The following is a 25,496-nucleotide window of genomic DNA, read 5'->3' on the forward strand; positions in this document are numbered from 1 at the left end:
CGACGCGCCGGAAGTGGCCGGTTCGTCGCGGTGCAGTGCGCAGAGCCGCGCCCGGCTGGCGGCATCGCCTAATCCGCCGTAGTGTAATTACCAGGCAGGCGTTGCAGGCCACTTGGCGGACAGGGTGTTAGCCAAAGTGCTTCCTAGGCATTGAAATTTAATAAAAAACATTGCAAACTTATTCCGCAATACCCCACTAAACACCCCACTCTACGATGGGCTAGTTGCAGGAAATCGAACCCACATTTTTCGAGTAGCGAAATTCCGAATCACTTTCGTACCGCGGCAGCTTGCGCTCAATTGACCGACCGGCGTGTGCCGTCTTTCTCCCATTCTCAGGCATCAAGGCGGGGAAGGTACCGTTCCCAAACGCCGCCAACTTCACAGCTTTGGCGCTTGTCAGTCCTGAAGGCTGAGTTGGGACGGAAGCAGTCGTTCGCGCTTCTGCGGTAATCGGCTCCGAAACGAGCAACTTTCTTGGCCGTAAGGGGAGTTTCCGATTTGGGTGGGGGCAAAGGGAAAACAGACATTCATGCAACGCCGGCTCCCGACCAATGCCGGTCGTTCAGTCGCCGATTTCGGCTCCCCAGCAGCCAACCCATCTTGCTACCGGGAGGATTGGCCGAAACCCACCCGACTACCGTCGCCACCAAATCGGTCATTTCAAACATATTTAGCCTCTCGGGCGGCAAGCCCTTGCATGAGCACCTTGAGACGAACTTCGCAGTGACTTATTTCCTGGATCAGACTACTTCTTCCTAAAGTGTTGGAAGTGGAGGTTTTATGAAATTTATTCATACCCTGCCTGCTGTCATGCTCGTCCTCGCTGCGGGCGCCTGCTCGCAAAGCAAGGAGACCAATCCCACTCCCACCTCCCAGGAGACGGTTGAACCCAACCCAGCGGTTTTGGCTCCCGCAGACAGGGTGCTGGCGAGTGGTGTCGCAAGCGACCGAGAAAGCACCGCCCCAATTATGAGCGAGGCGGTGCCCGATGGAGATATGCCCTCGACTGCGTCTGCGATTGATGGAGGGACAAAGCGCATTTCCTTTGCGCCGGGTGCCAGCAGCGCCATTTCCGAGGGTTCGCTTAAGGGGGATGCTATTGTAGACTATCTCTTGAGCGTTCGCTCAGGGCAGCCGCTCAATATCAGTATGGCGTCAAGCAACAATTCTAATTATTTCAACGTGATGGAGCCTGGTGAGAAGAACGTCGCAATTTTGTGGGTTCAACTAGCGGCAATCAGTACGAGGGGGTCGCGAAGAAGAGCGGCGATTACCGGATTCGCGTCTACCTCATGAGGAATGCGGCTCGGCGTGGCGACACCGCCAATTATCGCCTTGAAAGCGTTGCCGGCGCTGGAAACTCACCGCAGCAAACCGGACGCGAAAAGACCGCGTCCAAAGATGCCACAGCTGCCGCTCTTGAGAAGAAGTGCTATGAGCGGGTTGCTAGTGTGACAGGATCAAAGGTTGCCGGGACAAATCGTATCGAACATTCCGAGGCAGCGACAGCAATCTACGTGAACGTGAAGGGAGCACAGGCGCCCTGGCGCTGCCTTGGCTATCGCAACGGCACGATCGGTGATGTGATGTACACGGGCAGTGAGGGCAGTCTCTGAACCGCCAGGCCCCTAACCGAAAACCGCCCATCCCTCGCCAAATACGCGGAAGGACGCTGCCGAGAGCAAGCCAGCACCGCTTATAAGGGCCAGCGTCTGTAGTCCGGCGACGAGCCAGGATGCCGCTGGCCCTGGGGGCCATTTCTCGCGCTGAAGACGTGAGATCCCTGCACCAATGAGCACAAATCCGGCCCCGCAAATTACATTGCGGGGCCAATTCTCAAAATCCAATATGCTGCTGCCGGCTGTGAGCAAGCCAAGCGCTATCCAGGTCGCAGCAATGACGTGGGACAATTTCGGCATGGCTCCGCCCAATTCAGGCAAAAAGGAGTATTTCCATGTTCAGAAGCGGCGCTGCCCTCGATCGATTGAATCGCACGTGCCCGAAAAATCGGACATGCCGTTGACGTTGATATGCCCGCTTCGGCGGTCGATAACGATTTTCGGCTTGTTCATGCCGTTGAGACGGAAGGCGCCGGTAATACGCGTCGGCGTCACCCTTACATCGGTCAACGTCCACCACTGGTCCGAACCACCCGAGTGCACGGGCGGAATGTATTTCTTCGGAAGCCGGATCCGGCCGTCCTGACCATGGAACTGCAAGGTCACCGAAGTGTCGTAGTCCTGCGTGCCATATTCGTTGTGTGTCTCGTAGACGTACCGGTGCTTGTCGGCATCCCAATGGTATTCTGTCTTGGCTTGATAGCCGTGCTTTTCGGCAGAGCCGTAACAGACCAGATTGATCACATCTCCCTCATAGCCTGCGTTGCTCGATGCGCCTTCCGATCTGCCGCAATCGGCCGGCAATGTAGAGACGATCGCGGCGTAACGTCCGTCGTAGGTCGACACTGAAATGCATTGGCGCTGGGCTGCGTTCCACCAGTAGCTGAACTTGCGGTCCGCGCTGGTCTCGGTGCGCTGGGGTGACCATCCCCGCGCCTGTAACTGCGTTTCTCCGCCCGCTGCCTTCGCTCCAACGAGATCGGAGAGGCCGGCTGGAGTCGATTGCGCCAGCACGGAGCTTGCGGAAAGGCCAAGGGCAAGTGGTACGAATACCCGGATGCGATGACGCGGCATGGTTTTCTCCCTGACAGACTTGCTGCGTTCCCACCCGGCCGCCCCAGTGGCCGCCAAGGCGCGTGAGGTGTGAGAATGCACTCAAATCGTGCTTTCACAAATCGTTATTGTCGTAGTTGCGCCGAATATTTTTCTTTGGGCTTGAATATAGTGCGAAGGCAGCAGGGGAGCCTCTTTGCACTACCATCAATCGGCGCTCTTCCCTTCATTCCCAAATCGATTGTCGCTTAACGTACAGCCTGCGCACCAATTCATCAAACTACCTCGCAGCAGGAAGACTTTTGGAAATCTCGATTTTTTCAAGTAGTCTTGACCTGCAATCCCGACGGTTGCTGTCACAGGGGCATGGTGCGATGACTGATGCCGTTTCGTCGAAAGTATCCACTCGGGCTCTCTCATTCTTTTGGCTGGAACGGCGAGATGCGGGCGATTTCCCCTACTATCATGGCTTTTCCTTAAGCGGCCACTCTGCACTGAAGGGCTACCAGTGGCTGGTGGTCCTGGCCGGAGTGGTGTTGGGGTTTTTCGCGCTGATCTTGCCGTTTCAAGCATACCAAACCGCAGTAGGTGGGGTGATCGCTGCGATGTTGTTTCCAGCTATACCGCTAGCAGCGCTTGCTTTGGTGGCAGGAAGCAACTGGAAGGCGCTTTTTCGGCCCGTAGGTTTGCGAGACCTTGGCGTCGTGATCGCGGTGACAGTCCTGAACATTGTCGCCAGCTTTGCGGTAGTTCTCCTGATCAGAAACGTGCTGGCAATGAATGCTAATCCGGTCAGCGAATTACTGGGCAATGCCTCGGGAGCCCAGCGTGCGCTGCTTTATCTAAAAACTTTGCCTCAGCTTCTGGGTGAAGAGATTGTCTCCATACTGCCATTCCTTGCCATCTTGTGGTTCTGTCACGATTGGCTCGGAATCTCACGCAAGGCATCGATTTTGCTCGGTTGGTTCGGGGCAGCACTGTTTTTCGGAGCCATCCATCTGCCGACGTATGGCTGGAACTTCGTCCAGTGCTTCCTCGTAATTGGCGTTGCCCGCATCGCACTTCTAACCGGCTATGTCGCTACAAAGAATATTTGGGTATCAACCGGGGCGCATATCCTTAATGACTGGATACTGTTCACCGTTATGGTGGTTCTGCTCGATGCATCCTCGGCGCGAGCACTTTAGTTACTGCTGACCTCTCGAGCAGTGATTACTGGAATAAATCCTGCCGCTTGAAGAAAAGGTCTGTGCCGAACTCCTGTGTAAGCTGCCGTTTGTGAGACTAATGCAGGATGAGGCAATAGACATAATCCACATCCCGAGCGCTCTAGGCGGCGTGGCGAATTTGAGCCAGTATCTGGCTGAGGCGATATAGACGATGCTCATGAAGCTGGCGGCAAGCTAATCATATCGCGTGGGAATGGGGCGGTTGATTTTCAAATGGCCGAACATGCGTTCGATGCGGTTGCGTTGCTTGTAGAGCGCCAAATCATGTTCAATCCGGCGGTTTGATCGGCCTGGAATGACGGCCTGTATATTGCGGCTCGCAAGGTCCGCACGGATGGTGTCGGCATCGTAGCCCTTGTCCGCGAGCAGTGCCTGTGGCGCCGGATGACGCTCAATGATGCCAGGTCCAACATTCCGTGGTCCCCCGCTCGTCAAGATACGGAACGTGTTCAAACATGGGTCATTTCTCAGTATCCCCTTTGGGCAAACGCTCTCGCCCGCAGCAGCCCGGCAGCCTCCGAGGTTTCCCGTCCCAAACTCGGGGTCACCCCGATGGGCCCGCCGAGAGCTGTTATGCAATTTTGCGCGGATGCAGCCGGAGGGCGGGATGAGTCCCGGCCTTAGACCACAAGCGGGAGTTTCACGAAATGGCAGACAAGCAACCGAATATCCTGATCCTGTGGGGAGATGACATCGGACAGTCGAACCTCAGCGTGTTCACCAAGGGCATGATGGGTTATCGCACGCCCAATATCGACAGTATTGCCGAACAGGGCATGCTGTTCACCGACTATTACGCCGAACAAAGCTGCACCGCCGGCCGTGCCAGCTTCATTATGGGCCAGAACGGCATTCGCACCGGCCTGACCAAAGTCGGCATGCCGGGCGCCAAGGAAGGCATGCAGGCCGTCAACCCGACCATCGCGCGCGTGCTCAAGTCCGCTGGCTATGCCACCGGGCAATTCGGCAAGAACCACCTCGGCGACCGCGACGAGCATTTGCCGACGATGCACGGTTTCGATGAGTTCTACGGCAACCTCTACCACCTCAATGCGGAGGAAGAGCCTGAAAACCCGGACTATCCCAAGCCAGAGGATTTCCCGAACTTCCGCAAGAATTTCGGCCCGCGCGGCGTGCTGCACTGCCATGCCGACGGCAAAGGAGGGCAGAAGATCGAGGACACCGGACCGCTTACCAAGAAGCGGATGCAAACCATCGACGACGAGGTGGTGGAAAAGGCCACCGCCTTCATCCGCAAGACGGTGGAGTCGGGCGAGCCCTTCTTCGTGTGGTTCAACACGACCCACATGCATTTCCGTACCCATGTGAAACCGGAAAGCCGAGGGCAGGCCGGTCGCTGGCAGAGCGAATATCACGACGTCATGATCGATCATGACAAGGCGATCGGCGCCATGCTGAAGCTGCTCGACGATCTGGGCATCGCCGACGACACCTTCGTCATGTACTCGACCGACAATGGCCCACACTGCAATTCGTGGCCGGATGCCGGCACCACACCGTTCCGTTCGGAAAAGAACACCAGTTGGGAAGGTGCCTATCGCGTGCCTGCCATGGTTCGCTGGCCGGGCAAGATTCCGGCGGGATCGATCTCCAACGACATCGTTTCGCACCTCGACTGGCTTCCCACCTTCGCGGCCATGGCCGGCATCGATGACGTCACCGGAAAGCTCAAGAAGGGATGCGAACTCGATGGCCACAAGTTCAAGGTCCACCTCGACGGCCACGACCTTACCGGACATCTGACCAAGGGCGAGAAGTCTCCCCGTCCCGGCTTCATCTACTGGACCGACGAAGGCGAAGTTGCCGCGCTCCGGGTCGATAACTGGAAGGCGGTGTTCATGGAACAGCGCTGCCAGGGCACGCTGCAGATCTGGGGCGAACCCTTCGTCACCGGCCGCATTCCCAAGCTTTTCAACCTGAGGACCGATCCTTACGAATTCGCCGATGTTACGTCGAATACCTATTGGGACTGGTATCTCGACCGGGCCTTCATTCTCGTCCCGATGCAAGGGATCATCGGCGATTTTCTGGGTACACTGAAGGAATTCCCCCCCAGCCAAAAGGCAGGTAGCTTCAATCTCGACAAAGTGCTTGCAACGATGACGCAGGCGGCATCCGGCGGCGGCTGACCTGACGATTGCAGCAATTGCGACCGGGCCTTCGCCACTGCGAAGGCCCGGTTTGTTGATTGCCGCTGAGAGGTGACCCCGAGGGGCGTGGGCGGACGAAACCGAGATTAAGGCTTTGATTCGGGAAGCTCCTCTCCTGACGATCTGATAACTTCGCGTTGGGTCACGGCATCGCGAATTGCGGCTCATTCCCACACCAAGTCGTACAGGTTCGCCCCTAACTGGGTGAACCTAGGACGGCTCTGTCGGCATTGTCGTCGGTCCTGCTGCCATTCCCCTTATGTGGATGTGCGATAAGCTCGGATATCAAACAGGAATTGACTGGCAGTCGCCGAGGCTCGTTCGGCCTCGTCTTCGGGAATGTCGATTCCGTGGGCGGCCTTGTTTAGACTGTTGACGATGCCGATGAAATCTTTCGTGGAGGGCAGATCGCGCACCTCTTCGTTTAGAGCAGGATGAATTTCTCGTTGACAGCAACCCGAAGCCGTGCGGTACGGATCCGAAGCTTCAGGGTGTCGAGAAGCTAGGCATATTAGGTCGAATCGACAGGTAGTGAAGCGAAGCTCATGTTCTCCTACCTAGCAGGAGACTATCCCCAAGACATGCCTCTTGGATCGACATCCGTCAAACTCCGCCGCGCTTGGAATTGGCAGCTTTGTCTCAATTCAGATGTTCAGGGCAGATCTGCTTTCGGTGCATGAAAGTCGGTTTTCAGCGTGCATAAAAAGAGGCGTCGAACGTGGGCTGTGTCGGCGGATTGAGAAAGTAAGGTAGGGCAGGGGTTTTGGCCGCAACGCGCCCGATTCCGGTCACTCCGTAGGATGGATGCCTTAACCAAAATCTGCCGCTGCCAGCGTTCTCAGATGCGTTACCTCGATCAGTAGACACCGCCGCGGATCACGTTCGATAGCGAACGGGCGACGTCGTGGCGTAGAGGGTCAGATGCGCGCTGCATTTGACCTTAGAAATTGCGCCCTCTACCAAGAGGCATGCCCGAACATCACATGAACCGTCGCGTTTTCTGGGGTGCATCCGCGATCGTCGCAGCTATGCTTGCCAGTGCGATGCTCGCGCCTGGATCTTCCGATCTGCTTTTCAAGGCCGCTCAGCAATGGGTGATCGGTACTTTCGGGTGGCTCTATGTCGCGGCAGTGGCACTGTTTCTTCTCTGCGTCCTTGTCCTGGGATTTGGCCCTGCCGGACGGCTGCGGCTAGGTCCCGACGATGCCGAGCCAGACTTCCCCTATGTGTCCTGGCTCGCCATGCTCTTCGCAGCGGGCATGGGCATTGGCCTTATGTATTTTGCCGTTGCGGAGCCTATTCAGCATTACATTGCGCCGCCAGTCGGCAAGGGGGGCACAGTCGCTGCTGCGCGCGAGGCGATGGCCATCACTTTCCACCATTATGGGGTCCACGCCTGGGCAGTATATTGCCTTGTGGGGTTGAGTCTTGCCTACTTCTCCCACCGCAAGGGTCTTCCGCTCACCTTGCGGTCGGGCCTTCATCCGCTGCTGGGGAAACGCATCAATGGCGTGACCGGGGATCTGATCGATATCTTCGCCGTGTGCGGGACAGTGTTCGGCGTTTCAACCTCGCTGGGCTTCGGCGTGTCGCAGATGAGCGCAGGCCTTGCGTATAATTATGGATTGCCAGATACCCTTACGGTTCAGCTCGTCATCATTGCGCTCGTTATGGGGGCGGCCACTCTGTCCGTGCTCAGCGGGGCCGACAAAGGCATCCGCCGCCTGTCCGAACTGAACCTGACGCTGGCGGTCCTGCTGATGCTCTTCGTGCTGATATGTGGACCGACACTGTTCCTGTTAAACGCGCTCGTCCAGAATTTCGGTCACTACCTCGATCGCTTTTTCGAACGCACTTTCACGCTCTACGCCTACGAACCGCGTGCCTGGCTGGCTGATTGGACCTTGCTTTACTGGGCGTGGTGGATTTCCTGGTCGCCTTTTGTGGGGATGTTCATCGCCCGTATCTCCCGCGGTCGCACGATCCGTGAATTCGTGACCGGCGTGCTGTTCGTCCCCAGCGGCTTTACCTTCCTTTGGATGACGGTGTTCGGCAATACCGCCATCTCCATCGACATGGGGGCGGCCGGCGGTGCAATTTCCCACGCCGTCCAGGAAAACCTGTCGACTGCGCTGTTCCATTTCCTCGAATATCTGCCTGGATCGGCATTTACGGCAACGCTCGCCATCGCCCTGGTTGCGGTATTCTTCATAACATCTGCGGATTCCGGGGCATTGGTGATCGATACGCTGGCGTCCGGCGGTGAGGAGGACACGCCGCGATGGCAGCGCGTGTACTGGTGCATCCTGCTGGGGCTGACCGCTGCGCTGTTGTTGCTGGCCGGTGGGCTTGGTGCCTTGCAGACAGCCACATTGCTGGCAGCGCTGCCGTTCTGCATCATCATGTTGATGCTAGGGTACGGTCTGATGCGCCAAACAAATGCGGATATGGAGGGGGTCAACATTTCGGACGAGGCCGCGCCTATCGGCGACCGGCTGAAGCGGCTCTTCGTGCCTGCCAGCCGGGCCATGATCAATCGCCAACTCGCCGAGCGCGGCGTGCCTGCGTTGCGTAAGGTGTGCGAGGCTATGCTGCAGGAAGGCTGGGCTGACAGCCATGTCGTTGAAACGGATACGACGGCAACGCTGACAATCACTTTCGCGCACGAAAGCGTGTTCGTTTACGAACTGTCCGCCCGAGCGAGGCCGCTTCCGGCCTATACCGCGCTGGAAGCGCCCGAACGCCGGCGAACGATGACATGGACGCTGGCGGCGCAGACCCGCGGGGATCTGCGGCACCGAGATGTCACGAGCTTTTCCGAAGCACAGATTGCAGCAGACATCGCGGCACAGCTGGAGCGCTGGCGGCCCAAGTGACAGGGCTCCGAAGGAAAAGCCTCCCAACTAAGCGTGAGTAAGGCTGCGGCGTTCATGTCACCTGGCGGTCTTCCGTTGAGCCTATCGCATGGTCGTCTCATGGCTTGGAAGCTGCAACCGCACGCGATGACGGGATATTCAATACGCACATTGCAGGGATTGGGAATGGGGCAAATATGACAGCCTCTCACTCGTCAGGGACAACGCCTGAAGGGGCGATTTACGAACGCCTTGAGCACGTTGCGCTCTACCGCTGGTGGCGCCGTACGATCGTGGGGCGAGTGGATCACGAAGCGGTGATGGGGCGCATCGTCGAAGACAGTGGCTGGACGCCCAGATACGCCTTCATGGTGATGATGTCCGCCGGTATTGCGGTTCTCGGCCTGCTGCTGTCTTCACCGGCAGTGGTTATCGGCGCCATGCTGATTTCTCCGCTAATGAGCCCGATTCTCGGGCTCGGGTTCAGTCTAGCGCTGTTCGACTTCAGCGAGATGCGGCGCGCGCTGACTGCACTGGCGATCGGTGCCAGCGCGGCAGTGCTGTTCACGGCGCTGATCGTTACGCTCTCACCTCTCCAGGCGCCGACCAGCGAGATCATCGCGCGCACACGGCCAAATCTGTTTGATCTCGCCGTCGCGCTCTTTGCAGCGCTGGCCGGGACCTTCGCGATCATTCGGGGGCGCGGCGACACCGTGGTCGGTGTCGCCATCGCTACAGCCTTGATGCCCCCCCTGGCCGTCGTCGGCTTTGGCCTTGCGACTTGGAACATGCCGGTGCTGGGCGGCGCTTTTGCGCTGTTCGTCACAAACTTCGTCACGATCGCACTGTCAGCGATGATCATGGCGCGCTTCTACGGCTTCGGGCACTCCCTTTCCAGCCAGCAGACCTGGGCACAAACCTTTGTTCTGCTATTCGTTTTCGTCGCTATGGCCATTCCGCTGGGAATATCCCTCAAGCAGATTGCCAGCGAAGCAGTGACGCTAAACCAGACCCGATCGTTCCTTTCCGAACGTTTCGGCGCCGATGCACGCATAACCCAGCTCGACATCGACTTCGACGCCAAGCCAGCGTTGGTTCGAGCCGTCGTCATTACCCCGCGTGACAAGATGAAGCGCACTGCGGCTTTGCAGGATGATCTCACCGCAAGGCTGGGGCAGCCGGTGAAACTGCGGTTGGACCAGGTATTGCTGGAAGCAGGGGCCGGTGCAATCGAGGCCCAGCGCGAGGAAATCCGTCAGGCGGGTGATGCGGCAGCTATTGAAACCCAGCGCATCGCCGGGCTTGCGCAAATGCTGGCATTGACCGCAGGTATCGCTCCCGACGCGGTGACGATAGATCGCGACCATCACCGGGCCATGGCCACTGCAGCACCGCTTCCGGGCGCTACCCTTGCGACATATCGTGCGCTTGAGCTGCGCGCATCAGCTCAGGCGGAAGGCTGGGACGTGGTCCTGACACCTCCCCAGATGAAATTGCCGCGGATTGTCTTCGGGCAAGGAAGTGAAATTCTGGATCCAGTGGCACGCGAAGCCGTACTCGTGAGCGCATGGGCAGCCAAGCGCTGGAACGTTACCGCGCTAAGTGTTCCCGGTCTGCCGCAAGACGAACCCGAGCGGCCAACATTGGTGCAGCAACGTGCAATGGCAGTGGCCGAGGTCCTCCGCTCGGCCGGTGTGCAGCCCGAATCACGCGCTGCGACTGGCACATTTGAGTTGCAGGCGGTGCCTTCCGAAACCTTCTGAAGCTTAGCTTTGCCTTGTACGTTCTGCATTTGAAGAAAGCCTGACAATGGTCGCCGTTCTTAAAAAGCCGCGCTCCGCACTGCGTGCGTTTCTGCGCAGCGAAGCCTCCGGAGGCATCCTCCTGATGGCGGCAGCAGCGGCTGCTTTGGTCGTAGCGAACAGTCCGCTCGCTGAAGACTACTTCCACGCCCTGCACGTCCTGGTAGGGCCGCTGTCGCTTGCGCATTGGATCAATGACGGGCTCATGACACTGTTCTTTCTGCTCGTGGGCCTTGAGATCAAGCGTGAGTTTGTGGATGGTCACCTGGCGAACTGGTCAGATCGTGCCCTGCCGGCGATTGCCGCGCTTGCAGGGATGATCTGCCCGGCGCTCGTCTATCTGGCTCTGACGAATTCGACGCCAGGACTCGCCCGTGGGTGGGCCATTCCTGCAGCGACCGACATTGCTTTTGCCATTGGCGTAATGGCTCTGCTGGGACGACGGGTTCCGGCGTCGTTGAAGCTGTTGCTGACGACCATCGCAATCGTCGATGACATGGGGGCGGTGGCGGTGATTGCACTTGCTTACACCAGCGGAATTCACGGACTGGCATTGCTTGCGGCAGGTGCCGTCATGGCGGTCATGTTCGTGCTTAACCGAACCGGCGTGAAGAACCTGTTCCCCTATCTGGTCCTTGCAGGGCTGCTATGGCTCGCCGTATTGCTCTCTGGCGTCCACGCCACGATCGCCGGTGTGCTGGCGGCAAGCCTGATCCCGATCCGTGCGACGCCGGGAGCGCCGGATGCCGAGGATTCACCGCTTCACCGGCTTGAGCATGCGCTGCATCCCCTCGTGGCGTATGTGATTGTCCCGATATTCGGGTTTGCCAATGCCGGCGTCGCGCTTACAGGGCTGGGTTCGGAGCAGATTCTCGCTGCTCTTCCGCTGGGGGTTGCGGCAGGACTTTTCGTGGGCAAGCAGGTGGGCGTTTTTGCGGCACTGTGGTTCTGCTGTCGAATTGGGATCGCCAAACGGCCCAGCGGCGCAACGTGGGTGCAGACCTATGCGATGTGCCTGCTGTGCGGGATTGGCTTCACGATGAGCCTATTTGTGGGAGGCCTGGCATTTTCCGATCAGTTGCTGGTCGATGAGGTCAAGATCGGCGTTCTTGGCGGTTCAATCCTGTCTGCCCTCGCGGGTTGGCTTCTTATGCGGTTTTCAAAGGGCCCACCCAAAGCTGGATGATCCTCCATGAAAGATTCTCAGGGCCAATACCGCCGGTGGATCAGGGTTACTCGTTCACGATCATCTGAACTGGTCATGGCGTCACAGGCCCTTTGAAGGGCATCGCGGGCTTCGTTCTCGAAATCGCGTCGCGCATACGGTGCGATAGTCTGCAGCGCCCCGAGGGACTTTTGCAGCCGTATCGCGACTTCGATAAGCCCCGCGCCGTCACGTGCAATTGGTCGGTACAGGTCGTCGAGAAGATCGGACAGAGCAAAGGGTGGCACCCAGACGCCCTTAAGCTCGCAGGCCTCATCGTCCTGCTCACTTCCCAGCATAGTGGCAAGAACTCGCGTACCCGCTTCAATGACTGCTATTGCCGTGCCTGGGTCGTTCACCGCAGGAGAAAGCGCGCGCGAGGCGATTTCAGAAAGAACCACAAGGCCAAAGCGCGGATCATGGTCGAATGCACGTTCGTGCTGGACGGTAAACGCGGCGCGGATCATGTCCGCCTGTTCGTCCTCAATCGGCATGATTGACCAAGCAAGCAAGCGCGAGGGATCGACGAAGGTGCCGGCGAGTGCGGCAAGAACGATCTCGCCACCAATCTGATTGGCTGCATGCTCGAGGGCGGGGATATCGACATGGGTTATGCGGCCGATTTCGTGATGGAAGACGCCGGCCGCATCATGTGGCACGTCGCGATGCTGGCGCGGTCCAACTTGCGGAGGGCGCACCATCATATGAGCGGCCTGCGTCGCGGCTTTTTCGACTCGATCGATCGTATCGTTGACGCGCCCGAAATGGGTAATGTGTTCGATCCAACGCAGAAATGTGATCACAATGACACCAATCACGAGGATGGTGCCAGCGTAGAGGATCACGCGGCCGCTTTCGCCGTACAGCCCGGTCGACAGAGCGATGATCCCGACGATCGCAAACAGGAAGCTGCCGAGAAATGTCGCCAGGGCATTCTGGGCGGTCGTGTCCGCCACCAGAAGTTGTACGGCGCGCGGGGTGATGGTGCTGGTTGCGCCCGAATAGGCCGATACCATCGCGGTCAGAGAGAACGTCGTGACCGCCAGCATGCTCGAAGCGAGGACGTTCAGAATGTTGTCGACTGACTTCGCGCCGACCTTCGCCGCGAACTCGTAAGTGATGGCGTGTCCGAACAGCGTTCCTGCAAGGGCGAGGCAAACGGCAAAGAGGCAGAAAAGTCCCGCCCGAAACCACATTCGGCGGGTCAACAGTCTTAAGGCCCATTGCCAGCGATTCACAAGCTCTTCCTAGTCGAATGTACGGGGGCGAGGAGAAATCGGCGATGCGACCGTCGTGGTGCCCGGGCTTTGCCGTCGGTCAGGCGCCAAGTCCGGATTGCGCCGCCTCATCCCCCTGAGGCGCATCCTGACTGGACCTGTGAATGCCCAAGGGTTCCTTGAATGTATTCGTCACATAGGGGAAGGGGATCTCGATCCCGTTTTCGTCGAGAGCGGACTTCACGGCCCGGATTACGGCGTCGCGCGAGGAGTGCATGTCGAGCGGCTTGGAGCCAGCCCACCAGCGGACGGTGAAGTCCACTGAACTCGCGTTAAACTCCTTTGCGAAGACATCGATCCGGCGGTCTTTCTCGATGACATCGAGGCCTTCAAGAGCGCTTCGAATTACGTCGGCGGCTCGATCAAGGTCCGTGTCGTAAGAGACCCCGACCACGATCTCGTGGCGGCGATGGGGCTTGTCAGTGAGTATCTCGACAGGATTCTTGAAAAGGGTGGAGTTGGGGACAATCGTAAGCTCGTTGGAGAGCTTGCGAACGTGGGTCTCGCGTAGCGATATATGCTCCACGCGGCCCACGATGCCATCGCATTCGATTACGTCGCCGATGCGCATCTTCTGGCGCACCATGATGAGGATCCCAGCGAGAAAATTCTGGAAGAAATCCTGGAAAGCAAAGCCAATCGCGATGGTGCCGATACCGAGGCCCGCGATGAGGCTGGCCGGTGTAAGGCCAGGCAATACCACGGTCGCTGCGATCATGAGACCTACGACCCAGACGGCGATGGACACGACCGTGTCGACCAATTGCTTGAGGCTTTCGCGTATGTGGGCATGCTGGGTCAGTCGGGCCGCGATACGCCTGCAGAGCCGGGCGGCCAGCGCCGTCAAGATAACCAGCAGCACGGAAATGGCGATGTTGGGAAGCAGAGCTATGAAGCCGGTCCACATCGACCACAACTGGCGCATCAGGATGTCGAATGTGCTCACACGCTGCCTCGTCCCGTCTGTAAGCCGCGCTTAATTGTGCGGCTGCGACCCTGGAGAAGCGCCTGAAAGACCGATTGGCTCCGCCTCAACGTGCGAGAGGGAATGGTGATCGCGCATAGAATGATTTATTTCCGGTTTTCCAGGCGCTGCCTGCGACAATCTGCGCACAAGCCCGTTCTTCCCTTCAGATACCCGAAGAGTGGTCGAAAGGGCCGCTGACATCATTAGCGGTGAACCCTGTGTCCAAGCCTTTTCCGAAATTTCGCTTAGCCGCTGCTCTCTTTCGCGACGGTGCCGGAGGCAGAAACATTGCCTTGTGGGGGGCACTCGCAGCCTCGCTGGTTATCGCCTTGTGCTGGAACACTCATCCGGCAGCGCGGTGGCTACTCCTGCTGACAATGCCAATCTTGCTGCTGGCATTGATTGATCTGGTTCAGTCGGAGCACAGCCTTAGGCGCAATTATCCCGCGTCAGCGCGCTTCCGTTGGCTTTTTGAATGGATGCGGCCCTATTTGCGGGCCTATATCGTCGAGAGCGATCTTGATGGGCGCCCCTTCAGCCACGATGAGCGAGCGTTGGTCTATGCTCGGGCGAAGGGAGATGAGGACGCCCATCCCTTCGGCACGGAACTTGACGTCTATTCCGGTGCATACGAATGGCTTGCTCACTCAATAGCTCCAGCGACCAATGTCGAGCGTGATCAGCGGGTTCTGGTGGGCACCGATCAGTGCAGCCGGCCTTATGCAGCGTCTCGGCTGAACATCTCAGCGATGAGCTTCGGGTCACTAGGCGCCAATGCCATCGAGGCGCTGAACCTGGGAGCCAAATTAGGAGGGTTTTATCACGATACAGGTGAGGGAGGTTTATCAACCTATCATCTCAAACACGGGGGCGACATCGTTTGGGAATTAGGTTCGGGGTACTTCGGCTGCCGTGATGAGAACGGGAGGTTCGACCCTGGCAAGTTTCGCGACCAGGCCGGGAGCGAAGCGATACGGATGACCGAGATTAAGCTGAGCCAAGGTGCCAAACCGGGCCATGGCGGCCTGCTTCCCGGCGCCAAGGTCACCGCCGAGATTGCGAAGGCCCGAAATGTACCTCAAGGTGCGGATTGTGTGTCTCCGCCAGGCCATAGCGCATTCGCCACGCCAATTGAGCTGCTGGAATTTGCAGGTCAGATGCGTGACCTATCCGGCGGTAAGCCTGTCGGGATCAAGTTGTGCATTGGCTATCCGCACGAGTTCCTCGCCATCGTGAAGGCGATGCTGGAGACTGGGATCCTGCTCGACTATATCGTCATCGATGGTGCCAAAGGCGGCACCGGCGCCGCGCCAACGGAACTGTCAGACCGCGTCGGGATGCCCTTGCGCGAAGGACTGATCATCGCGCGAAACGCTCTGGTCGGGACTGGACTGAAGGACAAGGTCAGGTTGGCCGCGTCGGGCAAGGTCGCTTCGGGCGCGGCAATCGCGATGAACGCTGCGCTCGGCGCTGACTGGTGCAATGCCGCGCGTGCATTCATGTTCTCGCTCGGCTGCGTCCAGTCGATGCGTTGCCATACCGGAACCTGTCCGACGGGTATTGCTACGCAGTCTCCTGCGCGTCAGCGAGCTCTGGTCGTACCAGAAAAGGCCCGGCGCGTGGCGCGCTATCACCGCGCCACTGTCGATGCGCTGCATGATATGGTCGTCGCAGCGGGGCTCCAATCGTGCGGGGAATTTAGGCCATCGCACTTGCGCCAGCGCATCAATGTCGCCGAAATGCGGGCCATGGACGAAATTTACAGCTTTCTCGCACCGGGCGTTCTGTTGTCCGAACCGGAGTCCACCTCCATGGCCGCTTGGTGGCATCAGGCGAGCGCTGCCACGTTCCGCGCGAGGAGTTGAGCGAGGATGCAACCTCTTATCTCTGGCTGGAGCAGCTACCAGCCCTTCGTAGGTCTCTTGCTCGTCGTCATACTGTTCGTAGCTTTTGCAACCGAGCGTTTCCCGCCGGTAGTAGTGGCGATCGCCGGCGCGACTTTCATGCTGGCGACGGGAATGCTGTCCGCTACTGACATGCTTTCAGTGTTCGCCAATCCTGCCCCGATCACCATTGCAGCATTTTTTGTGCTTTCCGGTGCGCTGGTTCGTACGGGTGCGATCGATGCCCTTGCCCAGTTGATGGTCGCGCGCGCCCAGCAAAGCCCGAGAAAGGCTATCGCGGAAATGCTCGCCACAGCGACAATCGCCCCTGCATTTGTAAACAACACGCCCGTAGTGATGGTGCTGATCCCCTTGGTGAAGCGTTTGGCCCGTACGGTAGGCATCGCCGCAACGCGCCTGCTCATACCTTTGTCCTATCTGGCAATCCTGAGTGGCACTCTGACACTCGTGGGCACGTCGACCAATCTATTGGTGGACGGCGTGGCGCAAGAAAACGGCTTAAGGCCATTTAGCATTTTCGAAATTACCGGCGTGGGGCTGATCGCACTCATTGCCGGCGGTTTGACCTTGCTCGTCCTGGGGCCGCGCCTTCTGCCGGACAGGCCAGATGATGAGGTGACGGATTCCCGCGAACGTATATATCTCACCGAACTCACGATCATGCGACCGAAGACCACAAATCTTCGGCTTGGCGACTTGAGAGCTTTGCGGCAAGGGGGCACACGCTTGCTCGGCGTCCGCCGGGGAACGAAGATCCTGCGCCAACCTGCCGCCGATCTTGTGCTTGAAGGCGGGGATCGCCTGATCGTGGCTACAAGCGCGCGCGAACTCGACGCGCTTGCACGAGCGCATGAGGTATCGGTCGGCCTTCAGAATGTGGGTCGGCCCATCCGTCTGGCAAGCGATGAGCGTGAAGATGGCATAGGTCTGGTCGGTCTCACGCTGGCGCCATCCCATCCAGCGATTGGGCGCACCCTGCGCGAAATTCCTTTTCTTTCCAATTTAAGCGTGCGCGTTCTTGGTCTCAGCCGACCGCGTCACCTCGCCGGGCCCGACCTTGCCAACGCGCGCCTGCGCGCAGGCGACAACCTGCTGGTGGCGGCAAGCGAGCAGGCAGCGGCGCAACTGCATGAAAATGCCAATTTCATCGCTGAGGATACGAGCACGATACGTCGATTTCGCCGACGTAAGGCACCCATTGCGATCGCTGCTCTGGCCGGAACAATCGTCCTTGGTGCTCTCAATGTTCTGCCGATATTCGCACTGGCGATTATCGCCGTCGCGCTTGTCCTCTTGACGCGGTGTATAGACGCTGAGGAAGCGTGGAGCGCTATCGACGGCAACGTGATCGTCCTTATCTTCTCGATGCTCGCATTTGGACTTGGGCTCGAAAAAGCCGGTAGCGTCGCCCTGATTGTCGATACGCTGGCGCCTTGGATGGCGCATCTTCAACCACTTGTCCTATTGATTGTACTTTACGCTGCGACCTCAACGCTTACGGAAACTGTCACTAACAATGCCGTCGCTGTAATTATGACGCCTATCGCGATTGGTATTGCCGAGGTTGCAGGAGTAGACGCCAGGTCTCTCGTTCTAATTGTAATGTTTGCCGCATCTGCGAGTTTTGCGACGCCTATCGGTTACCAGACCAACACAATGGTCTACGCTGCTGCCGATTATCGGTTCGCAGACTTTGTTCGGATTGGCCTGCCGATGAATATTATAGTGGGGTTGGCGACCTGTCTCGGCATCTATCTGTTGCAGTAAACCGGCAGGCAATCGGAAGATTTCTTCGGAACATGCCTTTAAGAGATACCGTGGACACCATCGGCATCGCGCAATGCCGTAGCCGAGCGGCCGCGGTGTCAGAAAAGGGCTGCGGCTTAAATCAGCTTTTGGGAATAACTCGCTCAAGATCGACCGAAAAGCGTGCTTGAAGCCCCTCGGGGAGATACTCAATCAAAACATCCCGGCTGCCGCATATGCCCATGGATATGAGGCGAGAACCGAAACCCTTGGCGGCTGGTTTTTCTACAATAGGTCCACCACGCTCCTGCCAGACAAGCTGAAAGTGGCTGCCATCGTGGTGCCAGCTGACCAGCACTTCACCCACCTCCTGCGATAACGAGCCATATTTCACCGCGTTGGTGGCCAGTTCGTGGACGATGAGCGATAGCGACATTGCTGCTTCGGCGCTGACCTGGATATCAGTTCCGCAAAACGCGATCCTGCCACTGTCAGCGCCAAGCCATAACACACGCTGGAGAAGGGCGGAAATCTGAATCGCGCTCCAGCTCGTCTGGAGGAGACTGTCGTTCGCCTGGCCCAGTGCGGCGATTCGATTAAGCAACGCTTCGCGCACCTCGGGATCGATGCCACGCAATGTTTGGGAAGCGAGCGACTGTACCACGGTGAAGCTGTTTTTTACCCGGTGGGACATTTCCTGCATCAAGAGTTGCTTTTGCTGCTCCGCGGCCTTGCGGGCCGTCACATCGATCGCTGTGCCGGAGAAGCGATAGGGCGAACCAGTCGCATCCAATACCATGCGCCCCTTGCATTCGACCCAGCGGATCGGTTCGCCAGGGATGGCGAGGCGATACTCGACGAGGAAATCGGCGCCATGGTCAAAGACGGCTCGGACGCTGTCGCGCAGCAGGTGCAGATCTTCAGAAACGACATATTTTTGATATTGCTCTTCAGTGAGGCCTGCGGCGCAGCCCTCGACATCAAGCCCGTAGAGTCGTGCGAAATTGCCATCGCCGTGTATGCGATCGGATGACACCATCCAGTCCCACAGACCCACAGAGCCGGATGCGGCCAGAGCCATTTGCAGGCGTTCATCCTGCTGCGCCATCCGATCTTGAAGCAAACGCGCCTGAGTTTTGTCACGAAGGACCTTCACGAAACCGACGATCACGTCATCAGCGTCCTTGAGCGGCATCATCTCGCCACTGGCCCAGAAGCGCTCCCCGTTCTTGCGCAGATGCCAGCGTTCATCCGCGCCCCTGCCATTGGCCAGCGCGTGTCTCATCTCACGGCCTGGAACAGCGGCAGCGCGATCCTCCGGGGTAAAAAAGACCGAGAGATCGCGCCCTACCATCTCTGGAGCTTCCCATCCAAGAATGGCAACTGCGCCTGCATTCCAGTCGGTGATCGAACCTGTGCGATCCATGACGATGATCGCATAGTCGATCGCGCTGTTGAAAATCGATTGGAAGCGCAGCGCGGCATTGGCGAGGTCGTTCTTGCCCTCTCGCTCCTGCCGGGCGACCTTGCGCAATTCCAACTGGGTCATCACCTGTGTCGCCAGCATCTGTAGCGTGAAACGTTGGAGTTCGGTCAGCCCTTCGGGGCGCGGCTGAGTATCCAGGATGCAAAGCGTTCCGATTGCGAGCCCTGCTTGATCTTTGAGCAGCGCACCGGCATAGAAGCGGATGCCGCCCGCCACCTTGACCAAGGGATTGGCCGCAAAGCGGCTGTCCTTCGTGGCGTCGCGAATTTCCAGGAAATCCTCTTCCAGGATAGCATGGGCGCAAAAAGAGGTATCGAGCGGCGTCTCGCGAACGCCGAGGCCGATTTCAGCCTTGAACCATTGGCGGTCATCGCCGACTAGGTTGACGACAGCGATCGGCGCCGCGCAGATCGCAGCGACCAGCTTCACAATATCGTCAAACTGCTGTTCGCGCGGCGTGTCGAGAATATCATATCTGGCAAGGGCTAAACTGCGGCCCGCCGAAAGGACATCGCCAAAGCATGAAGGTGCATCATATGCGTCGCTCAAATTCGGACTCCATGCGCTAAACCGGCATGGCGTCGGCTGCGCACGCAGCTATAGCCGTTGCTGTATCCATCTAGCCACTTATTAATCGCCTCAACTGGTCACGACGGTTTGTGTGCGGCGGGCTGCTTGAGGCTCGAGTTCATCTGGCTGCGCGCTACTGAAGGAGCGCGAGGTGGCGCTAATGGCCGTCAGTCGAAGTCCAATGCCACATGCGGAATATCGCCTTCGATGAAACCGTGCGGCGTGGCATAGTGGGTCACCGGCACGCCCAAGTCTCGTCCGGTGTCCAGAGTTTCGCCATTGCCTGCGGCCATCAGCATCGAAGTGAGTAGACGGGCGGTGGCGAGTTGCACGCCATCGGCACTAATCATGACGGTCGCGGGCCCGGCTATCGCATCAACGGCGAAGCGCATCGTCACTGTGCTGGCGCCTTGCGGAAGTGCCTTGTCCGCAACCACGCGGGTAATCTCCTCAGGATCGGTGGAACGCGCTGCCACGAAGGCGGGGCGGCCCTTGTCGAGATAGAAGCTCCACCCGCCGAACCGGCTGCCATAGGCCATAATCGCGCCAGAGGCCGCGGCAGAGTCGAGTTTCAAATCGGCTGTCAGCGTGAAGCTGCGTGCGATCGGAACCGGCCCCGAATTGGCTGGCAGGCTCACGTCCTTGCCCCAGAAATCGAAATGCTTCCGGACGCTGCCGCGCATCATCGCCGCGCCGCGCGCCATGCCGAAGCGATGGTCCAGCGGGAAGACATCGTTGTGATCCGCCTCCTGCTTCCACAGTTCCAGCATCGTCTGAAGGCGCGCGGGTTCCTTCGCGGCAAGGTCGGTCGCTTGCGAGAAGTCCTTGTCGAGATTGTAGAGCGACCACTGCATCGGCGGCCGCGTCCCCCTGGGAGGAAGGTTCTCCCATGCCATCCGCCCATCGTCGCCGGACAGGAACCAGCCATCGTGATAGAGGCCTACTTTGCCGCCGATCTCGAAGTATTGGGTGCGCGGCTTCGCGGCATCGCAGGCGGCAAGGCTGGCCAGCAGGCTCTGGCCGTCCATCGGTTTCTGCCGCACGCCGTATACGCTTGCCGGTACCGGCAGATGCGCGGCATCCAGCACGGTCGGGGCAATATCGACAAGGTGCGAAAATTCGCCGCAGATCGCGCCGGGATGGGTAACGTGCCCCGGCCAGGACAAGATCATGCCATTGCGGATACCGCCCAGAAACGAGGCATATTGCTTCGTCCAGCGCAGCGGCGTGTTCATCGCCCAGGCCCAGCCGGCAGGATAGCTTTCATACGTGGCGGCACTGCCCAGCTTGTCGATATTGGCCTGCATCCAGGCCTCGCTCTCATCATGCTTGCCCATGGAGCGCAGCTCGTTGATCGTGCCTTTCGGCCCGGCCTCGGCGCTCGCGCCGTTGTCGCCGATCACCACGGCAACCAGCGTATGATCGCGTTCGCCCATGCGCTGAAGTTCATCGATCAAGCGGCCAATCTGCACGTCCTGATAGGCAAGCTGCGCGGCGGCGACTTCCATGGTGCGTGCGGCGAAGGCCTTCTGATCGGGGGAAAGGCTGTCCCACGCGGGAATCTCGGCAGGACGCTGCGTTAGCTTCGTACCCTTGGGAATGATCCCCAAGGCCAGTTGCCGCCGCCATGTCTGCTCGCGCTGCACGTCCCAACCGCGATCGAATTTGCCTTTGAACCGCGCTATGTACTCCGGCGGTGCCTGTTGTGGAGCATGGGTGGAGCCGGGCGCCATGTAGACGAGGAAGGGCTTGTCCGGCGCGGCGGCCTTCTGGTTGTGGATCCAGCGAATGGCGTCGTCTGCCAGCCGGCTGTCCAGCAGGCGGCCTTCGCTATCGTCGCGCTCGATCCGCTGAACGCCGCGATAAAGGATCGGCGAGTACTGGTCGCTGTCTCCGCTGATGAAGCCGAAGTAGTAATCGAAACCGAGTCCCGTCGGCCAACCGTCGAACGGTCCGGCCTCGCTGCGTTCGTTGGCGGGCAGGTTGTGATGCTTGCCGAACATCGCCGTGCTGTAGCCGTTGAGGCGCAGGATCTGCGCGATCGTGGCGGTTTCCGGCAGTATCTTACCGCCATAGCCGGGAAACGGCGATGGAACGTCGCTCAGCCAGCCAACGCCGGCAGCGTGATGGTTGCGCCCGGTCAGCAGCGCCGCGCGACTGGGCGAGCAGATGCCGGTGGTATTGAAGCGATTGTAGCGCTGGCCCTGCGCAGCAAGACGGTCGAAATTCGGTGTCGGTACCGGGCCGCCGAACGCGCTGGACATCGCGAAGCCGACATCGTCGCTCATCATCAAGAACACGTTGGGCGCCCCTTCCGGCGCGCGAACCGGCACCTGCGGCGTCCCCTTCGCGTCGAGCACGTTTTCGGCCACGGTTCCCTGAAACGGGGTAGTAGGGATGGGCAGGACGGCGCGCGGGGCCCGGCCTTGCGCTGCACCGGCCATGACGAAGGCGGTAACGCCCGCCAACCATCCGAACTTGCGTTTCATGCGATCTCTCCCCGTTTTTGCCAAGGGAGATATGGCTCGCGAAATCATGCTGTCCAATGCATATCAAGTTATCGATTGATGCATCATGGGAATACAATGGACCTCACGCGCCTGCGCCATATCGTTGCCGTGGCCCGCAACCAGAGCTTCTCACGCGCGGCCGAGGAAGAAGGCATCACGCAGCCAGCCCTCAGCCGAAGCATCGCGGCGTTCGAAAAGCGCCACGGCGTTACGCTGTTTGATAGGGGGAGGGGCGGTGTCCATCCCACAGCGGTGGGGCGTCATGTGGTGGAACGGGCCAGGCAGTTACTCGATGCCGTTGGCGATCTGGAAAGCAGCCTCAAGCGCCATCCGCAGGGCGAACCCGGGCAGGTGGCCATCGGACTGGGACCGTTGATGGCGGGGCTGTTTTTGCCCCGGATCGCAAGTCTGCTGCTGGGATCCTGGCCCGGCATTCGGGTCCGCACGCTGGTTCGGCCACCCGATCAGCTCGTGGCCGAACTGCTGAATGACCGTATCGAGATGATCCTTGGCAACAACTGGAACTTGGGGCGCGTGCCGGGCACAGAAGTTATTCGATTGGGCCGGATCGAGATCGCCTACATGGTGCGCGGGAACCACCCTCTTGCTGCCGAGAAGGCCGTCCTCATGACGGATCTGGAACGTTTCCCCATGGCGAGCGCGATCCAACCTCCTCCCGGTGGGGCGCGTGAAAGTGCCGGCAGCTTCGTATGTGACAATTTTCACGTCCTGCGGGAAACGGTGCTTGCCAGCGACTGCGTGTGGGTTTCATCGCCCGCCTTCCTCGCCGAAGATTTGCGGGCGGGTCGGATTGTGCAGCTCACGGTGTACGGACAGGGTGCGACTTATAGCGATATTGCGATGATCGTGCGCAGGGGACGCAGCCGTTCGTCTGCCAGCGTCGTGGCGGCTGAAGAGATCAAATCTTTCTTGGAACGCTCTTCGAAAGACGGATAGCCCAAAGGAGAAAGTACTTCTTCGAAGGCCAAGGCTTCACCTACGTAAATCGGACGGTGTGCTGGAGACTGAAGCTGTTGATATACCTAAATCTCACGTTGGCATCTTACTTGAAACCGCATCCAATGGCATCAGCCGAGCCCTCAGCAGGCCCTGCCAGGCCGTGTCACCCTGCACGTAATATACTGAAGACGTTCATGTTCCCTAAATCAGCCGCTCAGCCATTGATTTTCGCCTCCTGCTGATGTCTGCTTGGCCAACCATCCGGGGTACCGGTTACCTGCGGTCACGACCGTAGTATTTCCGGCCCCTGAAAGATTAGCAACCAATTAGCTCAATCAATGATCGGGGAAATCCCCGATGCAAAAATGGAAATCATGTCCCTAACTTCGGCACCAAGCAAATCCTGCATACGGAGGTTGGTGTGCCAGATTCAAAGCCCAATATTCTCATTATCTGGGGTGATGATGTCGGGATGTGGAATTTGAGCTGCTATCATCGCGGCATGATGGGCGGTTCTACGCCGAACATCGATCGAATAGCCCATAAGGGCATGATTTTCATGGATCACTACGCCCAAGCGTCTTGCACGGCGGGCCGGGCGGCTTTTATCACCGGCCAATATCCAATCCGCGTGGGCCTGAGCACTGTTGGCTTGGCTGGCGCTCCTCAGGGCATGCAAAAGGAAGATCCGACAATCGCCGAGCTACTCAAACCGCACGGATATGTGACTGGTCAGTTCGGCAAAAACCATTTGGGCGATCGAGACGAGCACCTGCCCACAGCGCATGGGTTCGATGAGTTTTTCGGTATCCTCTATCACCTGAACGCTGGCCAATACTCCGAGCAGTACGACTATCCAAAGGATCCGGAAGTCGCGAAGGCATTTGCGTGGCGCGGCGTAATTCATAGCAAGGCAGACGGTAAGGGCGGGCAGATCATTGCGGACAAGGGGGCGTTCGGCTCCGAACGTCAAAGGACGCTGGACGACGAGTTCATGGTTGAATCAAAACGGTTTATTCGCGACGCCGTAACGGCGGGGAGCCCCTTTTTCGTTTGGCACAATACTACCCGGATGCATTACCAGACCCATTTGCCCTCCGCCTATGATGGCGTGACCGGTTACGGCTTGTATGCCGACGGTGTGAAGCAGATGGACGATCATGTCGGAGAACTGCTCGACCTGCTGGAAGAACTGGGCGTTGCCGACAACACGATGGTCATGTTCTCTACCGATAACGGGGCGGCTTCTAACAGCTGGCCGGATGGTGGCAATCAGCCCTTTCGTGGAGAAAAAGGCGTCGGAGGCTACGAGGGCGGCTTCCGAGTCCCATGCGTCGTGAGTTGGCCCGGTCGCATCCAGGAGGGGGTCGCCACTGGCGAATTCATGGCGATGGAAGATTGGATGCCCACGATCCTGTCGGCATTGGGTGAGGATGATCTCAAGGAGGCACTGCTGGAAGGTAAGACTATCGGCAATACGACCTACAAAGTCCATCTCGACGGATACGACCAGACCGATGTTCTGACCGGTAGCGGAAAATCAAAACGTATGGACTTCTATTATTTTACCGAAACGACTTTGCATGGTCTACGTTACGGTGATTGGAAGTTCCTTTTCAAGAAGCAGGACAAGTGGTTCAACGGTGTGCAGGAGAACCTGAATACGCCGCTAATAACCAACCTCAAGCTTGACCCTTTCGAACGCTTTCATGAAGCAAGGGGCTTTGACGAATGGCAGGAAAACCGATCGTGGACTTTGGCTCCGGCCACTGCCCAGATCAACAAATTCATGAAATCTCTTCAGGAATTTCCGCCGCGGATCAAAAGTTTGGACTTCGACCTCGATGCTATGGTGGCTGACGCGTCGTCTGCGCAGGCTCGATAGTTCGGAGTACAGAGCATGCGCCCCCTTTTACTTTCGAATATGAGCGTTTCATTGCCGCTGCATGGAGGTTCCCGTGAACGATCTCGGCTTTGTGCTCTTGATTTTCTTTGTCACGCTGGGGCCTATCAAGGTTGTTCCTGCCTATGCAGCTCTGACACGAGAGTTCACGAAGCAAGAGCGTAACAGGCTGGCCTTTAACAGGTTGCGGAAAAAGGCGTCGCAGTGGTCGTCATCGGCCCGATTTCAAAGGTCCTG

General features: G+C 58.6%; 17 protein-coding genes and 1 pseudogene. 12 read left to right on the forward strand and 6 right to left on the reverse strand.

The window, feature by feature from the left end:
• The first annotated feature begins 783 nt into the window (after nucleotides 1-783).
• Together NTCA1_RS21510 and NTCA1_RS21515 are read left to right on the forward strand one after the other, a co-directional pair.
• A complete protein-coding gene (locus NTCA1_RS21510; protein WP_159831782.1) occupies nucleotides 784-1,299 on the forward strand; it encodes a hypothetical protein in 516 nt (171 codons plus the stop codon).
• Nucleotides 1,296-1,619: a hypothetical protein gene (locus NTCA1_RS21515; RefSeq protein ID WP_159831783.1), complete on the forward strand. Its 324-nt coding sequence runs from the start codon at nucleotides 1,296-1,298 to the stop codon at nucleotides 1,617-1,619. Before NTCA1_RS21510 ends, NTCA1_RS21515 begins: the two co-directional genes overlap by 4 nt.
• A gap of 342 nt (nucleotides 1,620-1,961) precedes the next feature.
• Here NTCA1_RS21515 and NTCA1_RS21520 read toward each other — a convergent pair whose 3' ends face one another.
• Nucleotides 1,962-2,696 (reverse strand): hypothetical protein, encoded by a 735-nt coding sequence (locus tag NTCA1_RS21520; protein ID WP_159831784.1) that lies wholly within the window; start codon nucleotides 2,694-2,696, stop codon nucleotides 1,962-1,964.
• A gap of 281 nt (nucleotides 2,697-2,977) precedes the next feature.
• On the opposite strand from NTCA1_RS21520, the gene NTCA1_RS21525 reads away from it, so the two are divergent.
• Nucleotides 2,978-3,862, forward strand: a complete 885-nt coding sequence (locus NTCA1_RS21525) for a CPBP family intramembrane glutamic endopeptidase (RefSeq protein WP_159831785.1) — start codon at nucleotides 2,978-2,980, stop codon at nucleotides 3,860-3,862.
• 216 nt (nucleotides 3,863-4,078) lie between these two features.
• On the opposite strand, the gene NTCA1_RS21530 is transcribed toward NTCA1_RS21525, so the two are convergent.
• Nucleotides 4,079-4,357 carry a transposase gene (locus NTCA1_RS21530; protein ID WP_159831786.1) on the reverse strand — a complete coding sequence of 93 codons (279 nt, stop codon included), beginning with the start codon at nucleotides 4,355-4,357 and terminating at the stop codon, nucleotides 4,079-4,081.
• A 194-nt stretch (nucleotides 4,358-4,551) separates the two neighbouring features.
• Here NTCA1_RS21530 and NTCA1_RS21535 point away from each other — a divergent pair, with 194 nt between their 5' ends.
• The 4 genes from NTCA1_RS21535 to nhaA all read left to right on the forward strand — a co-directional run bounded on the left by NTCA1_RS21535 (nucleotide 4,552) and on the right by nhaA (nucleotide 11,918).
• Nucleotides 4,552-6,054 (forward strand): arylsulfatase, encoded by a 1,503-nt coding sequence (locus NTCA1_RS21535; RefSeq protein ID WP_159831787.1) that lies wholly within the window; start codon nucleotides 4,552-4,554, stop codon nucleotides 6,052-6,054.
• Between the two features lie 1,004 nt (nucleotides 6,055-7,058).
• Nucleotides 7,059-8,951, forward strand: coding sequence for a BCCT family transporter (locus NTCA1_RS21540; protein ID WP_236549506.1), 1,893 nt, complete (start codon nucleotides 7,059-7,061; stop codon nucleotides 8,949-8,951).
• Nucleotides 8,952-9,127: 176 nt separating this feature from the next.
• The gene (locus tag NTCA1_RS21545) at nucleotides 9,128-10,693 is read left to right on the forward strand and encodes a DUF389 domain-containing protein (protein ID WP_159831798.1); all 1,566 of its coding nucleotides are present in this window, start codon (nucleotides 9,128-9,130) and stop codon (nucleotides 10,691-10,693) included.
• Between the two features lie 46 nt (nucleotides 10,694-10,739).
• Entirely contained in the window at nucleotides 10,740-11,918 is a 1,179-nt protein-coding gene (gene nhaA, locus NTCA1_RS21550) for a Na+/H+ antiporter NhaA (RefSeq protein ID WP_159831789.1), read from the forward strand.
• A 17-nt stretch (nucleotides 11,919-11,935) separates the two neighbouring features.
• On the opposite strand, the gene NTCA1_RS21555 is transcribed toward nhaA, so the two are convergent.
• Together NTCA1_RS21555 and NTCA1_RS21560 are read right to left on the reverse strand one after the other, a co-directional pair.
• A complete protein-coding gene (locus tag NTCA1_RS21555) occupies nucleotides 11,936-13,174 on the reverse strand; it encodes a DUF2254 domain-containing protein (RefSeq protein ID WP_236549507.1) in 1,239 nt (412 codons plus the stop codon).
• A 79-nt stretch (nucleotides 13,175-13,253) separates the two neighbouring features.
• Complete coding sequence (locus tag NTCA1_RS21560) at nucleotides 13,254-14,159, reverse strand: mechanosensitive ion channel family protein (protein ID WP_236549508.1); 906 nt, start codon at nucleotides 14,157-14,159, stop codon at nucleotides 13,254-13,256.
• Between the two features lie 398 nt (nucleotides 14,160-14,557).
• Between NTCA1_RS21560 and NTCA1_RS21565 the strand changes: the two genes are divergently transcribed.
• Nucleotides 14,558-16,045 carry an FMN-binding glutamate synthase family protein gene (locus NTCA1_RS21565; protein WP_159831801.1) on the forward strand — a complete coding sequence of 496 codons (1,488 nt, stop codon included), beginning with the start codon at nucleotides 14,558-14,560 and terminating at the stop codon, nucleotides 16,043-16,045.
• Between the two features lie 6 nt (nucleotides 16,046-16,051).
• A complete protein-coding gene (locus NTCA1_RS21570) occupies nucleotides 16,052-17,851 on the forward strand; it encodes an SLC13 family permease (protein WP_159831790.1) in 1,800 nt (599 codons plus the stop codon).
• A gap of 121 nt (nucleotides 17,852-17,972) precedes the next feature.
• On the opposite strand, the gene NTCA1_RS21575 is transcribed toward NTCA1_RS21570, so the two are convergent.
• Nucleotides 17,973-19,865 (reverse strand): PAS domain S-box protein, encoded by a 1,893-nt coding sequence (locus tag NTCA1_RS21575; RefSeq protein ID WP_159831791.1) that lies wholly within the window; start codon nucleotides 19,863-19,865, stop codon nucleotides 17,973-17,975.
• A 188-nt stretch (nucleotides 19,866-20,053) separates the two neighbouring features.
• On the reverse strand, nucleotides 20,054-22,375 hold the full coding sequence (locus NTCA1_RS21580; protein WP_236549509.1) for an arylsulfatase: 2,322 nt from the start codon (nucleotides 22,373-22,375) through the stop codon (nucleotides 20,054-20,056).
• 96 nt (nucleotides 22,376-22,471) lie between these two features.
• On the opposite strand from NTCA1_RS21580, the gene NTCA1_RS21585 reads away from it, so the two are divergent.
• From NTCA1_RS21585 to NTCA1_RS28795, 3 genes and pseudogenes are all read left to right on the forward strand, one after another.
• Nucleotides 22,472-23,353 (forward strand): LysR family transcriptional regulator, encoded by an 882-nt coding sequence (locus NTCA1_RS21585; RefSeq protein ID WP_159831793.1) that lies wholly within the window; start codon nucleotides 22,472-22,474, stop codon nucleotides 23,351-23,353.
• Nucleotides 23,354-23,777: 424 nt separating this feature from the next.
• On the forward strand, nucleotides 23,778-25,241 hold the full coding sequence (locus tag NTCA1_RS21590; protein WP_201282560.1) for an arylsulfatase: 1,464 nt from the start codon (nucleotides 23,778-23,780) through the stop codon (nucleotides 25,239-25,241).
• Between the two features lie 73 nt (nucleotides 25,242-25,314).
• A pseudogene (locus tag NTCA1_RS28795) lies at nucleotides 25,315-25,496 on the forward strand (hypothetical protein); the annotation flags it as partial.

This window comes from Novosphingobium sp. TCA1, from assembly GCF_009811895.1.
GTDB classification, from domain to species: domain Bacteria; phylum Pseudomonadota; class Alphaproteobacteria; order Sphingomonadales; family Sphingomonadaceae; genus Novosphingobium; species Novosphingobium panipatense_A.